The following is a 13,882-nucleotide window of genomic DNA, read 5'->3' on the forward strand; positions in this document are numbered from 1 at the left end:
CCCGGCGGCGTCGCGTTGCGACGTTCGTCGGGCGAGCCGCTCTGTGGAGTCGTCAACGCTGAATCCTCCCGTACGCCGAGACTGCGGTGTTTCGTGGCCGTCGACCGGCCGCGCCGATCGCCGCTCGACCGGCATGCCGGGTTGGCGGGTCACGAAATCCCAGCGAGGCACATTAAGACAAGACCGACCCGCACACACTCGGCCGTTCGTTCGGTTGTGAGAATGGCGTCATGGCTATGGAGCTGGGGGGCGCGACCGACGACGCGATCGTGGTGATGCCTCCGGACGCTCCGGGTATGTCGGACGGTGGTGGCTTCGTCACCGCATCATCGGATGAAGCGCCCATCACGGGATCGGGTGGGCCTGCCGCCGGATGTCCGGTGCGGAGCCTAGCCGCCGGCGACGTCGATCTGAGTCATCATGGCGACACCGAACTGGCGCCCGGGCTCGTGGATCTTGCGGTGAACGTCCGGCACGACCCGGGGCCCGGCTGGCTCACCGAGCCGGTCCGGGCCGCGCTCGACGACCTCGCGCGCTACCCCGATCCGGCACCGGCGCGCGGCGCGGTAGCCGCCCGGCACGGCCGCTCGGCGCCCGAGGCACTGCTCACCGCCGGTGCCGCGGAGGCGTTCGTGCTGCTGGCGCGGGCGCTGCCGGTGCGCCGGGCGGTGCTGGTGCATCCGCAGTTCACCGAGCCGGAGGCGGCGCTGCGGGCGGCCGGGCACCGGGTCGACCGGGTGATCCTGCCGCCGCCGTTCGTGCTGGCGCCCGAGCTGGTGCCGGCCGACGCCGACCTGGTCGTGATCGGCAACCCGACCAACCCGACGTCGGTGCTGCACCCGGCGGACACGATCGCCGGGCTGTGCCGGCCCGGCCGGGTCGTCGTCGTGGACGAGGCGTTCGCGGACACCGTGCCCGGTGAACCGGAGTCGCTGGCCGGCCGGCGGGACCTGCCCGGCCTGGTGGTGATCCGCAGTTTCACCAAGACCTGGGGGCTCGCCGGGCTGCGCATCGGGTACCTGCTGGGCGCACCGGACCTGGTCGCCCGGTGCGCCGCCGCGCAGCCGCTGTGGCCGGTCTCGTCGCCGGCGCTGGCCGCCGCCCTGGCTCTGGCGCAGCCCCGCGCGGTGGCCGCGGAACGGCGCATCGCCGAGCAGCTCGATGCCGACCGGCGGTACCTGGTGGGCCGGCTCGCCGCCGTGGGACTGCCCGTGGTCGGCGTACCGAGGTCACGCTTCGTGTTGGTGCATCGGCCGGGCGCGGACCGGTTGCGCGCCGCGTTGCGGACCGCCGGGTACGCGGTGCGGCGCGGCGACACCTTCCCCGGGCTGGGTGCCGACTGGCTGCGCGTCACGGTCCGGGACCCGGGCACGACCGACCGGTTCGTCGCGGCGCTGGTGGCGCTCGGCGGTGCCCGGTGACCGGGCCGTACCCGCTGGGGTTGCGGCTGGCCGGCCGGCCGGTGCTGGTGGTCGGTGGCGGTGCGGTCGCGCAGCGGCGGATACCCGCGCTGCTCGCCGCCGGCGCGGTCGTCATGCTCGTCGCACCGGCCGCCACCCCGGCCCTGGACGAGCGCGCCACGCTGGGCGAGATCACCTGGCAGCAAAGGAAGTTCGAACCGTCCGATGTGGACGGTCAGTGGCTGGTACTGGCGGCCACCGACGACCCCGCCGTGAACGCCACGGTGTCCGCCGCGGCCGAGTCGGTACGGGTGTTCTGCGTCCGGGCCGACGACGCCGCCGCGGCCACCGCCTGGACGCCGACGGTCACCGGTGCCGACGATCTGACCGTCGCGGTCTGGGGTGGCGGTGACCCGCGCCGGTCGGTCCGGCTGCGCGAGGCGATCGCCGCCGGACTGGCCGACGGCAGCCTCGACGCGCCCCGGTTCCGGGCGCCGGAAACGGCGCCCGCCGGCCGACTGGTACCGGCGGCGCCGCGCCCGGTTCCCGGCGTCGCGCTCGTCGGTGCCGGGCCGGGCGATCCGGAGCTGATCACTGTACGTGGTCGCCGGTTGTTGTCCCGCGCCGATGTCGTGGTGGTCGACCGGCTGGCGCCGCAGTTGCTGCTGGACGGGCTGCGCAGCGACGTCGAGGTGATCGACGCGGCGAAGATCCCGCACGGCCGTCAGCTCGCCCAGGAGTCGATCAACGCGGTCCTGGTGGAGCGGGCACTGGCCGGCCGGTTCGTGGTGCGGCTCAAGGGCGGCGATCCGTTCGTGTTCGGGCGTGGCGGGGAGGAAGCGGCGGCCTGCCTGGCCGCCGGCGTTCCGGTGACCGTGGTCCCCGGGGTGTCCAGCGCGATCGCGGTACCCGGGCTGGCCGGCATTCCGGTCACCCACCGTGGGATCACCCACGAGCTGGTGGTGTGCTCCGGGCACGTCCCGCCGGACCACCCGGACTCGTTGGTGGACTGGCCGGCGCTGGCCCGGTTGCGCGGCACCGTGGTCTTGCTGATGGCGGTGGGGAACCTGGCCGCGATCGCGGACCGCCTGATCCAGCTCGGGCGCGCCGCGGACACGCTGGCTGCCGTGGTGGAACGGGGTGGCACGCCGGAACAGCGGACGGTGCGCGGGACGCTGTCGACGATCGCCGCGGCGGCGGAGCGGGAGCGCGTCGGCGCGCCGGCGGTGGTGGTGATCGGTGCGGTGGTCGCCGCGATCGCGGCGGGCTGATCCGAGGGTCGCACCGAAGGAGCGCAGCGTCGATCAGGGGATCCGTCTTACGTTACTCGTGCGGTGGGTTAGCTGGCCAGAGTTTCGGCCAAGTTAATTTCTGTTAATTATGCCACAGTTTCTCGGGATCTGTTGTGGCTATTGGGAATCCGGGCCTGCTGTGCGCCCTTCCGGTTGAGCGGTCAGGGCCCCCGGCTATCGTCGGCAGCCATGACCGGGCAACCGCAGGATTCGCCAACCGCGAGCGTCGAGTCGATGACCGACGACCGCGGCGGCTCGGTCGTCTTTCGGGCCCCGACGGTTGCCGACGGGTCCCGACTGTGGCGGATGGCGGCCGATTCCGGCACGCTCGACGTCAACTCCGAATACAGCTATCTGCTGTGGTGTCGCGATTTCGCGGCCACCTCGGTGGTGGGCTGTGACGGTGACTCGGTGACCTCGTTCGTCACCGGGTACGTGCGCCCCGACGCGCCGGACACGCTGTTTGTCTGGCAGGTGGCGGTCGACGCCACATACCGGCGGCGTGGATTGGCCGTGCGCGCGCTGGACGCGCTGGTCGATCGGGTTGCGAGGACGCAGTCCGTGGTCTTCCTGGAGGCCACGGTGACACCAGACAACGTGCCCTCGGCGCGTCTGTTCGCGGGCTTCGCCCGCGCTCGCGGTGCCTCGCTCACCAAACAATCCCTGTTTACCGAAGAGCATTTCAGTGGTGGCCCGCACAACGAGGAGGTGCTGTTCCGAATCGGTCCGCTGCCACGCTGACCACAACCGAACAACCGACGGAGGATGATGAATCTCTTCGCCGATCTCGAATCCGAAGTCCGCAGCTACTGCCGGACCTGGCCGGTTGTTTTCGACCGCGCCATCGGTAGTCGAATGTACGACGAGAACGGTCGCGCCTACATTGATTTCTTCGCAGGTGCAGGCGCACTGAACTATGGCCACAACCAACCCGAGCTGAAACGCGCGCTGCTCGCGTACCTCGAACGCGACGGCGTCACGCACGGGCTGGACATGCACACGACCGCCAAGCGCGACCTGCTGGCGGCGCTGCGCGAGCACGTGTTGGCCCCGCGGGGCCTGGACTACAAGGTCCAGTTCCCCGGACCGACCGGTACCAATGCCGTCGAGGCGGCATTGAAGCTGGCCCGCAAGGTGACCGGACGAGAGTCGATCATCAGCTTCACGCACGGGTTCCACGGGATGACCCTCGGCTCGCTGTCGGTCACCGGCAATGCGATGAAACGCGGCGGTGCCGGCATTCCGCTGGTGCACGCGACGCCGATGCCGTTCGACAACTACCTGGACGGCCAGGTGCCGGACTTCCTGTGGTTCGAGCGGCTGCTGGCCGATTCGGGCAGCGGGCTGAACGCGCCGGCCGCGGTCATCGTCGAGACCGTGCAGGGCGAGGGCGGCATCAACGTGGCCCGGCCGGAATGGCTGCGCGCGCTGGCCGACCTGTGCAAACGGCACGACATCCTGCTCATCATCGACGACGTGCAGATGGGCTGCGGCCGAACCGGGCCGTTCTTCAGCTTCGAGGTGGCCGGCATCGAGCCGGACATGGTGTGCCTGTCCAAGTCGATCGGCGGGTACGGGCTGCCGCTCGCGCTGGTGCTGCTGCGTCCGGAACTGGACGTGTGGTCGCCGGGTGAGCACAACGGCACGTTCCGGGGCAACAATCCGGCGTTCGTGACCGCGACCCGCGCCCTCGAACTGTTCTGGACCGACGACCTGCTGCCGGCCCAGACGGCGACGAAGGGTGAGGTGGTCGAGTCGGCGCTGAACGCCATCGCGTCGAAGCACGCCGAACTCGACATCGCGGTACGCGGGCGGGGACTCGCCTGGGGCCTCGCCTTCGCCGACGCGGACGTCGCGGCGAAGGTGGTGACCGGTGCCTTCGACCGCGGCCTGCTCATCGAGACCGCCGGGGCGGAGGGCGAGGTCGCCAAGCTGATGCCCGCGCTCACGATCGGCCACGACGAACTGGGTGAGGGACTCGAGATCCTCGCCGACGCGGTCGCCGACGCCGCACACTGAGCTGGAGGACCAATGATCGTTCGTTCACTTGCCGACATCACCGAGACCGACCGCGACGTCAAGGCAGCGACCTGGCGCAGCAAGCGGTTGGTGCTGGCGAAGGAGAAGGTCGGCTTCTCGCTGCACGAGACGGTGATGTATGCCGGCACCGAAACGCACATGTGGTACGCGAACCACATCGAGGCGGTGCTGTGCATCGACGGCGAGGCCGAGCTGACCAACGCCGAGACCGGCGAGAAGCACCACATCGTGCCCGGCACCATGTACCTGCTCGACGGGCACGAGCACCACATCATGCGCCCGATCACCGACATCCGCACGATCTGCGTGTTCAACCCACCGGTGACCGGCCGTGAGGTGCACGACGACAACGGTGTCTATCCGCTGATCGTCGAGGAAGAGACCACCCAGGAGGTGTCCGCATGACCACGACCGTGACCCTGCCGACGACGGTGCCCGACGAGTACCCGACGCGCAAGCGCCCCACGCCGAGCCTGATCTTCCGCCGTGACCCGGTGGTGTGGTCGACCGGTGCGGCCGGGCCGATCGACACGCAGACCCTGGAGGAGTACGACAAGAACGGCTACCTCAGCGTCGACCAGCTGCTCACCGAAGCCGAGGTGGAGACCTACTCGGCCGAGCTGGACCGGCTCGCGAGTGACCCGGCGGTCCGGGCGGACGAGCGCACCGTCGTGGAGAAGACGTCCAACGAGGTGCGCTCGATCTTCGAGGTGCACAAGATCTCGGACCTGGTGGCGAAACTCGTCGCGGACGAGCGGGTCGTCGGCCGGGCGAGACAGATCCTCGGCTCCGACGTGTACGTGCACCAGAGTCGGATCAACTACAAGCCCGGGTTCGGTGGCGCCGGCTTCTACTGGCACTCCGACTTCGAGACCTGGCACGCCGAGGACGGCATGCCGGCGATGCGCGCGTGCAGCATCTCCATCGCGCTGACGGAGAACTTCGCGCAGAACGGCTGCCTGATGATCATGCCGGGCTCGCACCGCACGTTCGTCTCCTGCGTCGGCGAGACACCCGCCGAGCACTACAAGCAGTCGCTGAAGGAACAGGAGATCGGCACTCCCGACCAGGACAGCCTGAAGCTGCTCGCGAACAAGCACGGCATCGAGCAGTTCACCGGTCCGGCCGGGTCGGCGACGATCTTCGACTGCAACTGCATGCACGGCTCCAACGGCAACATCACGCCGTGGCCGCGGTCGAACATCTTCGTGGTGTTCAACAGCGTGGAGAACACCACGGTGGAGCCGTTCGCGGCGCCGTCGGCGCGCCCGCCGTTCATCGCCAGCCGGGACTTCACCCCGGTCGGCTGACGACCCGGGACACCGCGACACCGTGGGCCGCCGCGACACTCGATCGCGGCGGCCCACAGCGTGTCCACAGTGGACGGTTCAGCGGCGCGCGTCGAGCAGCAGCGCGCAGCGGATCAGGCCCAGATGGCTGTACGCCTGCGGGTGGTTGCCCAGACCCCGCTCGGCGAGCGGATCGTACTGCTCGGGCAGCAGCCCGGTCGGCCCGCAGCACGCGACGAGCTGGCCGTACAGCTGCTCGGCGTCGGCCCGGCGGCCGGTGCGCAGGTACGACTCGATCAGCCAGGCGGTACACACGTGGAAACCGCCCTCGACGCCCGGCATCCCGTCGTCGGAGCGGTACCGGTAGACCACCGGCCCGCTGCGCAACTCCGCCTCGATGGCGAGCACCGTGGACAGGAACCGCGGGTCGTCGTCGGCGAGCAGCCCGGACAGCCCCACCCAGAGCGAGGCGGCGTCCAGGTCGGTCCCGTCGTACGCGGTGGTGTAGGCGCCGACCTGCTCGTTCCACCCGTACTCCAGCACGTTGTCGGCGATCGCCGCGCGCAGCTCCACCCAGTCCGGTCGCTCCGGCAACCCGTGCCGCGCCGCCACCCGCAACGCCCGGTCGACCGTCTGCCAGCACATCACCTTCGAGTACACATGGTGTCGAGGCGGCTGCCGCTGCTCCCAGATGCCGTGGTCCGGCTCGAACCACCGCCGCGCGACGGCGTCCACCATCGCGGTGAGGACCTCGCGATCGAAGTCGCTGACCACCCCGCGACGCTGTGCCACCGCGTCGACCAGATCGGCGATCGGGCCGAACACGTCGAGCTGCAGCTGCTTGTTCGCCGCGTTGCCCACCCGCACCGGCCGGGACCCGGCGTAGCCGGGCAGCGTGTCGATCACCGCCTCCGGGCCGAGCGTCTGCCCCTCCACCGTGTACAGCGGGTGCAGCCGCTCCGGATGCCCGCCGGTACGTTCGATCACCCCGGCGGTCCAGGCGAGCAGCCCCTCCGCCTCGTCCACCGAGCCGAGGTCGACCAGCGCGCGGGCCGCCAGCGCCGCGTCCCGCAGCCAGCAGTACCGGTAGTCCCAGTTGCGCACCCCGCCCAGCTCCTCCGGCAGGCTGCAGGTACCGGCGGCGAGGATCGCACCGGTCGGCCGGTAGGTCAGTGCCCGCAGGGTCAGCGCGCTGCGCGCCACCAGATCGGTGCTCACGCCGGGCAGCCGCAACCCGTCCAGCCAGCCGCGCCACTGCCGCGCGGCGTCGTCGGCCCGCCGGTCGGCCGGCAGCGGATCCGCCTCCAGGCTGTCGGTGCCGCAGCGCAGCTCCAACACCGCGCTGCCACCCGCGGCCCGCAGGTCGATCAACGCGTGCGCGGTGTCGTGCTCGCCCTCCCGGACGATGTCCCAGTCCACGCCGGGGGAGTAGAGCACCGCGGGCTCGTTCGAGCCGAGCATCACCAGCCCGTCACCCAGCGGCTGCAGTCGCACCGCCACCTGGCCGAACTCCGGCCGCGGCGCGAACTGCACCCGGACGCTGACGCTGCCGGTCAGCTGCCGGACCAGGGTGGTGCGGTTCGCCGGACCGGCCGGGTCGAGCCAGTCCGTGACGCTCAGCCCGGACCAGCGCGTCTGCACCGTCATCGAGCCACCCACGTACTTCTGGCCCAGCGGCAGCCCGCCGCGCTGCGGCGCGACGCTGAAGTGCCCGGCCGGGCTGCCACCGAGCAGGTCGGCGAAGATCGCCGCCGAGTCCGGTCGCGGATGGCACAGCCAGGTGATCCGCGCGTCCGGGGTGAGCAGCGCCAGGTTGTCGCCGCCGGCGAGCATCGAGTGCCGCTCGATCGGCACCGCACGCTCCCCGTACAACCAGCGGCGGCGGATGTCGAGCACCAGCGCGAGCAGCTTCGCCACCTCGACCGGATCGGCCACCCGATGCGTCGCGCGGGTGTCACCGAAACCGACCTTCACCCCGACGTCCGGGCCGCGGAGCCGGGCGAAGCCGTTCTCGTCCGTGACGTCGTCGCCGATGAACAGCACCGCGGACGCGCCCAGCCGGCTGCGCAGCGTGTCCAGCGCGGTGCCCTTGTCGGTGTGCACCACCGACAGCTCGATCACCTTCTTGCCCTCGGTCACGTGCACCCCGGGCAGCGTCGCCGGCCCGGACCGGACCGCCGCGTTGACCTTGCTCGCCACCTCGTCGCTCGCGGTGCGGGTGTGCACCGCGACGCTCGCCGGCTTCGCCTCCAGCCGTACCCCCGGGGCGCCGGCGGCGATCCGCTCCACCTGCTGTTGCAGCGTGGTGCGCAGCTGCCGGGCCTCCTCCGACAGCTGCTGCACGAAGCCGACGTCGAACTCCGAGCCGTGGCTGCCGACCAGATGGATCTCGCTGGGCAGCCGGGACAGCGCGGCCAGGTCGCGCAGTGACCGGCCGGAGACCACCGCCACCTTCGTCTGCGCCAGCTCGGCCAGCGCGCGCAGCGCGGCCACCGCCTCCGGCAGCGGCCGGGCCGCCGCCGGATCGTCCACGATCGGCGCCAGCGTGCCGTCGTAGTCCACCGCCACCAGCAGCTGCGGCACCCGGGCCAGCCGGCCCAGCGTCTCCCGCAGCGCCGCGTCCAACGGCTCGGTCGGTGCAACGGTACTCATGCCGCCTCCGCGGGAGTGATCGCGTCGTCGGTACTCATGCCGGCTCCGCGGGGCGCGTCGGGTCGGGCGAACTGGGTCATCGGTCTCTCCCGGGGCGGCACGGTCAGCGCGGGGCGCCGTCGACGCGGCGGGTCGGTCGGCGGGCGGCGCGGCCGGTCTGCGGTGCCGGCGTCGCGACCGAGTCGAGCGCGTCGGTGGCCTCCGGAACGCCCAACGCGGTCAGGAACGACCGGGCCCAGTGATCCACGTCGTGCCCGCGCAGGAACCGGCGCATCGCCCGCATCCGGCGCGCCGCCTCCGTCGGATCGACCCGCACCGCCCGCACCAGGCCGTCCTTGAGCGCGTCGGTGTCGTGCGGGTTCACCAGGTACGCCTGGCGCAGGTCGGAGGCGGCCCCGGCGAACTCGGACAGCACCAGCGAGCCGCCGAGATCGACCCGGGCCGCCACGTACTCCTTCGCGACCAGGTTCATGCCGTCCCGCAGCGGGGTCACCATCATCACGTCGGCCGCGCAGTACAGCGCGGTCAGCTCGGCCCGGTCGACCGACTGGTGCAGGTAGTGCACCGCCGGCACGCCGACCTTCCCGTAGTCGCCGTTGATCCGGCCGACCTGCAGTTCCACCGCGTCGCGCAGGGTCTGGTAGTGCGCCACCCGCTCCCGGCTCGGCGTCGCCACCTGCACCATCACCACGTCCGGTACCGCGAGGGTGCCCTCCTGGAGCAGCTCCCGGAACGCCTTGAGCCGCCGGTCGATGCCCTTGGTGTAGTCGAGCCGGTCGACGCCGAGGATGATGTGCTTCGGATTGCCCAGCTCCTCGCGGATCTCCGCGGTGCGGGCCCGCACCGACTCGCTGCCGGCGAGCCGTTCGATCTCGCCGACGTCGATGGAGATCGGGAACGCCGCCACCCGCACCGTGCGGTCGCCCACCCGCACCTCCGGCCCCTTCGGATGCAGGCCGAGCAGGTGTCGGGTCAGCCGCAGGAAGTTCTGTGCGGCCAGCGGGCGCTGGAAGCCGACCAGATCGGCGCCGAGCAGCCCCTGCATGATCTCCATCCGGCGGGGCATCTGCATGAACAGCTCCACCGGCGGGAACGGGATGTGCAGGAAGAAGCCGATCCGCAGGTCGGGCCGCAGCTCCCGGAGCATCGCCGGGACCAGCTGCAGCTGGTAGTCCTGGATCCACACCACCGCGCCGTCCGCGGCCACCTTCGCGGTCTCCGCGGCGAACCGCCGGTTGACCTCCCGGTAGTTGTCCCACCAGCTGCGCCGGTAGACCGGCGGCTCGACCGCGTCGTGGTACAGCGGCCACAGGGTGGCGTTGGAGAACCCCTCGTAGTACTTCTCGAACTCCTGCGCGGACAGCGCCACCGGGTGCAGCCGCATCCCGTCGAGCTCGAACTCGTCGGCGGCCGGACCGGTCCCACCCGCCCAGCCGAGCCAGGTACCGTGCTCGGCCCGCATGATCGGGTGCAGTGCGGTGACCAGCCCGCCGGGGGAGCGGCGCCATTCCCGACTGCCGTCCGGTGTGGTCACCTCGTCGACCGGAAGTCTGTTGGCCACCACCACGAACGGGCTGGCTGTCGACACGCTGCCTCCTACCGTCGCCGGACCGGACAGGCATCGAGCCTACTGAATGCCCGGCTGCCGGCCGGCGGAGCGGTCGGTAAGGTGAATCTCACCGTGAGCGTTTTCGGGACGAACGGGTGCAAACAACGCGGCGGCCGCAGCGAAACGGCCGGGGCACCCGCAATCGGGTACCCCGGCCGGGACCGCCCGGTGGGCTACTTCACGCCGCCGGAGGTCAACCCCTCGACGATGCGGCGCTGGAAGAACAGCACCAGGATCACCAGCGGTACGGTCACCACCACGCCGGCCGCCATCTGGGTGCCGAACGGCTGGTCGTACCCGTACTGGCCGGTGAACAGCGAGGTGATCACCGGCGCGGTGCGCATGTCCTGCTTGTTGGTCACCGACAGCGCGATGATGAACTCGTTCCAGGCCGCGATGAACGTCAGGATCGCGGTGGTGAACACGCCCGGTGCGGCCAGCGGCAGGATCACCTTGCGGAACGCCTGCATCGGCGAGGCGCCGTCGATCTGCGCCGCCTCCTCCAGCGCGAACGGCATCTGCTTGAAGAACGCCGTCAGGTTGAACACCGCCAGCGGCAGCGCGAAACTCATGCTCGGCAGGATCATCGCTTGGAACGTGTTGATCCAGTGGATCGACACGAACAGCTTGAGCAGCGGCACCAGCAGCGAGATGCCGGGGAACATCGAGGTGGCGATGATCGCCGCCAGGATCACGTTCTTGAACCGGAACTCCAACCGGGCCAGCACGTACGCCGCGGTGATCCCGATGATCAGCGTCAGGATCGTGGTCAGCCCGGCCACCACCAGCGAGTTGAGCAGCGCCCGACCGAACCCGTTGCTCGGCTTGAAGGCGCTCTCGAAGTTCGTCAGCGAGATCGGCCACGGGAACGCCTTGTTGGAGAACTGGTCGGCCGGCCGGCGCAGCGCCGACACGACCATCCAGTAGAACGGCGCCAGGCAGTAGAGCACGATGGCCGCGATCCCCACGTACGCCCACGGGCTCGTCCCGCCGCGCCGCTTGCCCCGCTTGCCGGAAACGCCGGTGGCGGTGCGGGTGGCGTCGGCCGCGAGCGGGCCGGCGAGCTGGACGGAGGAACCGGCGGGAGGCATTGAGGTCATTTCTTCTTCCCCTCCACGCCGCGGCCGATCAGGTCGGCGCCCAGCACCTTGACGAACACGAACGCGACCACCGCGATGTACAGGAACAGCACCGTCGAGTAGGCGGCGGCCGTGCCGTAGCGCAGGTTGGACGCCTCGTACCAGGCGAACGTGGACAGCGTCTCCACCGAGTGTTTGTGCGCCCCGATCAGGACGAACGGCAGGTCGAACATGCGCAGCGCGTCCAGCATCCGGAACAGCACGGCGACCACCAGCGCCGGTCGCGCCAGCGGCAACGTGATCCGGAAGAACGTCCGCCACGCGCCGGAGCCGTCCACCTTCGCCGCCTCGTACACCTCGCCCGGGATCACCTGCAGGCCGGCGAGCGCGAGCAGCCCGATGAACGGCGCGGTCTTCCACACGTCGGCGATCAACACCGCACCCCAGGCGTGGAAGCCCTCGGTGGTCCACAGCACGTGGGTGTGCAGCACGGTGTTCGCGATGCCGTCCGACTGGAAGATCCACTTCCACAGCAGGCCGGAGATCGCGGTCGGGATCGCCCACGGTACGAGCACGCTGGCCCGCACGATGCCGCGACCGCGGAACGCCTTGTGCATGATCAGGGCCATCGCCACCCCGATCACCGTCTCGATCGCGACACCGGCGACGGTGAACGTGGTGGTGTTCCAGAACGCGTTCCAGAACTGGCTTGCCGAGTCGCCGCTGAAGATGCCCGCGTAGTTGGCGAGCCCGACGTGGCTGGTGTTCTCCACCATCCCGGTGGTCGGGTTGATGCCCTGGTGCGTGACCTGGAACGACAGGCGCAGCGCCGACACGATCGGGTAGCCGATCACCAGCGCCAGCACCAGCACCGTGGGCGACAGCAGGGCGGCGGCGAACCGGCCGACGCCGCGACGCCGGTCCAGCCGCACCGGGCGTTCCGCCTTGGCCGGTGGGGTGGGTGCCTGGACCGCGGCGGTCATGACGTCACCCCCGGTACGGGGCGGGAACGGCCGGCGCCGCCGGGCGGCAGCGGGCGGCCTGCGGGCACAGAACTCATCGGTCAGCCTTTCCAGGGACGCGCGGGGGAGGAGGACGGCCGGCCTCCGCGTGCGGCGTCGGGCCGGCCCGGAGAGACCCGACGGCCGAGCCCGGAAACCGGGCCCGGCCGTCGGTACAGCGGTTACTTGTCCTTGCTGGTGATCTTCGTGAGGTTGGCCTGCAGGTCCTTCAGCGCCTGCGCCGAGGACTTGCTGCCGGAGATCGCCGCGTACGCCTGTTCCTCGATCGCCGCGGTCGCGTCACCGTAGTTGACGATCGCCGGGCGCGGCTCGGCCTTCTCGATCGACTGCTTGAGCGTCGCCAGGTACGGGAACTGCTTCTGCAGCGCCGGGTCGTCGTAGAGCGACCCGTACACCGGGGCCTGCGAGTTCTTGGTCAGCCAGGTCCGCTCGTTCTTCTCGCTGGTGAACCACTTGATGAAGTCCAGCGCGGTCTTCTTGTTCTTGGCGAACTTGCTGATCGCCAGGTTGTGCCCACCCAGCGTGCCCTTGCCCGGCCCGGACAGACCCGGGATCGGCGCCACGCCGTACTTGCCGGACACCTTGTTGCCCGCGTCCTTCTTGTTCGCCATCAGCGAGTAGCAGTAGGGCCAGTTGCGCAGGAAGACGACCTTGCCGCTCTCGAAGCCGCGGCGCGACTCCTCTTCCTTCCAGGTCAGCGCGTCCTTCGGGATCGTCTTGTCCTTGACGCCGTCGACCAGGAAGTCCAGGCCCTTCTTGGCCTCCGGGGTGTTCACGTTCGGCTTGCCGTCGGCACCGACGACCTCGCCGCCGGCCGAGTCGACCGCCTCGGAGAAGTTCACCGTCAGGCCCTCGTACTTGTCCAGCTGGCCGCCGTAGCAGGACATGCCCTTGCCGGCCGGCAGCTTGAGCACCTTGGTGCAGTCCGCGTTCATCTCGTCCCAGGTGGTGGGCGCCTTGGCGATGCCGGCCTGCTTGAGCAGGTCGGTGCGGTAGTAGAGCAGCGCGCCGTCGGACGCGTACGGCGCCGCGTACAGCTTGTTGAAGTACTTGGCGGTCTTGACCACCGGCGCGAGGTACTTGTCCATCGCGAACTCGCTCTCCGGCAGCTGCTCGACCCACCCGTTCGCGGCGAACTCGGAGGTCCACACCACGTCGAGGTTGAGGATCGTGTACGCGTCGGACTTGGTCTGCGCGTTCTGCACCATCTGCTGCCGCTGCTGGTCGGCGTCCTCCGGCAGCTCGGTGAGCGTCACCTTCTGCTTCGGGTGCGCCTTGTTCCACTCGGCGAGGATCTCGTTCAGGGTGCCGGTGGTGTCCTTGCCGGTGGCGAGCGTGATGGGGCCGACCCCGGTCAGCTTGTCCGATTTGGCGCCCGACGCCGAGTCGCCGCCCGAGTCACCGCAGGCGGCGAGGCTGCCGGCCAGGGCGAGAACCCCGAGCGCGGCGACCGCGCGTCGTGCCATCGAACGCTTGATCCGCATTCCTGGCTGCTCCTT

Annotated in this window: 11 protein-coding genes; 6 read left to right on the top strand and 5 right to left on the bottom strand. The window is 70.5% G+C overall.

Annotation, left to right across the window (positions count from 1 at the left end; translation table 11 throughout):
* The first annotated feature begins 296 nt into the window (after positions 1-296).
* The 6 genes from cobC to thpD all read left to right on the top strand — a co-directional run bounded on the left by cobC (position 297) and on the right by thpD (position 6,042).
* Positions 297-1,421 (top strand): Rv2231c family histidinol phosphate aminotransferase CobC, encoded by a 1,125-nt coding sequence (gene cobC / locus Athai_RS09500; RefSeq protein ID WP_203965436.1) that lies wholly within the window; start codon positions 297-299, stop codon positions 1,419-1,421.
* The gene (cobA, locus tag Athai_RS09505; RefSeq protein WP_203961162.1) at positions 1,418-2,671 is read left to right on the top strand and encodes a uroporphyrinogen-III C-methyltransferase; all 1,254 of its coding nucleotides are present in this window, start codon (positions 1,418-1,420) and stop codon (positions 2,669-2,671) included. The genes cobC and cobA overlap by 4 nt, the downstream gene beginning before the upstream one ends.
* Positions 2,672-2,881: 210 nt before the next feature.
* Positions 2,882-3,433, top strand: coding sequence for a diaminobutyrate acetyltransferase (gene ectA / locus Athai_RS09510; RefSeq protein WP_203961163.1), 552 nt, complete (start codon positions 2,882-2,884; stop codon positions 3,431-3,433).
* Positions 3,434-3,457: 24 nt separating this feature from the next.
* Positions 3,458-4,711, top strand: a complete 1,254-nt coding sequence (ectB, locus tag Athai_RS09515) for a diaminobutyrate--2-oxoglutarate transaminase (RefSeq protein ID WP_239156830.1) — start codon at positions 3,458-3,460, stop codon at positions 4,709-4,711.
* A 12-nt stretch (positions 4,712-4,723) separates the two neighbouring features.
* The gene (locus tag Athai_RS09520; RefSeq protein ID WP_203961164.1) at positions 4,724-5,137 is read left to right on the top strand and encodes an ectoine synthase; all 414 of its coding nucleotides are present in this window, start codon (positions 4,724-4,726) and stop codon (positions 5,135-5,137) included.
* Positions 5,134-6,042, top strand: coding sequence for an ectoine hydroxylase (thpD, locus tag Athai_RS09525; RefSeq protein WP_203961165.1), 909 nt, complete (start codon positions 5,134-5,136; stop codon positions 6,040-6,042). The genes Athai_RS09520 and thpD overlap by 4 nt, the downstream gene beginning before the upstream one ends.
* 78 nt (positions 6,043-6,120) lie before the next feature.
* Here thpD and otsB read toward each other — a convergent pair whose 3' ends face one another.
* The 5 genes from otsB to Athai_RS09550 form a co-directional block, all read right to left on the bottom strand.
* Positions 6,121-8,673 carry a trehalose-phosphatase gene (gene otsB / locus Athai_RS09530; protein ID WP_203961166.1) on the bottom strand — a complete coding sequence of 851 codons (2,553 nt, stop codon included), beginning with the start codon at positions 8,671-8,673 and terminating at the stop codon, positions 6,121-6,123.
* Between the two features lie 103 nt (positions 8,674-8,776).
* Positions 8,777-10,261 (bottom strand): alpha,alpha-trehalose-phosphate synthase (UDP-forming), encoded by a 1,485-nt coding sequence (locus tag Athai_RS09535; protein ID WP_203961167.1) that lies wholly within the window; start codon positions 10,259-10,261, stop codon positions 8,777-8,779.
* Between the two features lie 194 nt (positions 10,262-10,455).
* Positions 10,456-11,382: a carbohydrate ABC transporter permease gene (locus tag Athai_RS09540; protein ID WP_203961168.1), complete on the bottom strand. Its 927-nt coding sequence runs from the start codon at positions 11,380-11,382 to the stop codon at positions 10,456-10,458.
* The gene (locus Athai_RS09545) at positions 11,379-12,344 is read right to left on the bottom strand and encodes a carbohydrate ABC transporter permease (RefSeq protein ID WP_203961169.1); all 966 of its coding nucleotides are present in this window, start codon (positions 12,342-12,344) and stop codon (positions 11,379-11,381) included. The genes Athai_RS09540 and Athai_RS09545 overlap by 4 nt, the downstream gene beginning before the upstream one ends.
* Positions 12,345-12,544: 200 nt before the next feature.
* Positions 12,545-13,867 carry an ABC transporter substrate-binding protein gene (locus tag Athai_RS09550; RefSeq protein ID WP_203961170.1) on the bottom strand — a complete coding sequence of 441 codons (1,323 nt, stop codon included), beginning with the start codon at positions 13,865-13,867 and terminating at the stop codon, positions 12,545-12,547.
* Positions 13,868-13,882 lie beyond the last annotated feature (15 nt).

Origin of the sequence: Actinocatenispora thailandica (assembly GCF_016865425.1) — a bacterium.
Classification (GTDB): Bacteria; Actinomycetota; Actinomycetes; order Mycobacteriales; family Micromonosporaceae; genus Actinocatenispora; species Actinocatenispora thailandica.

Coding starts and splice junctions, on each gene's coding strand:
- ectA (WP_203961163.1), top strand. CDS start 2,882: ATGACCGGGCAACCGCAGGATTCGCCAACCGCGAGCGTCGAGTCGATG.
- Athai_RS09520 (WP_203961164.1), top strand. CDS start 4,724: ATGATCGTTCGTTCACTTGCCGACATCACCGAGACCGACCGCGACGTC.
- ectB (WP_239156830.1), top strand. CDS start 3,458: ATGATGAATCTCTTCGCCGATCTCGAATCCGAAGTCCGCAGCTACTGC.
- otsB (WP_203961166.1), bottom strand. CDS start 8,673: ATGAGTACCGTTGCACCGACCGAGCCGTTGGACGCGGCGCTGCGGGAG.
- Athai_RS09550 (WP_203961170.1), bottom strand. CDS start 13,867: ATGCGGATCAAGCGTTCGATGGCACGACGCGCGGTCGCCGCGCTCGGG.
- cobC (WP_203965436.1), top strand. CDS start 297: ATGTCGGACGGTGGTGGCTTCGTCACCGCATCATCGGATGAAGCGCCC.
- Athai_RS09545 (WP_203961169.1), bottom strand. CDS start 12,344: ATGACCGCCGCGGTCCAGGCACCCACCCCACCGGCCAAGGCGGAACGC.
- thpD (WP_203961165.1), top strand. CDS start 5,134: ATGACCACGACCGTGACCCTGCCGACGACGGTGCCCGACGAGTACCCG.
- Athai_RS09540 (WP_203961168.1), bottom strand. CDS start 11,382: ATGACCTCAATGCCTCCCGCCGGTTCCTCCGTCCAGCTCGCCGGCCCG.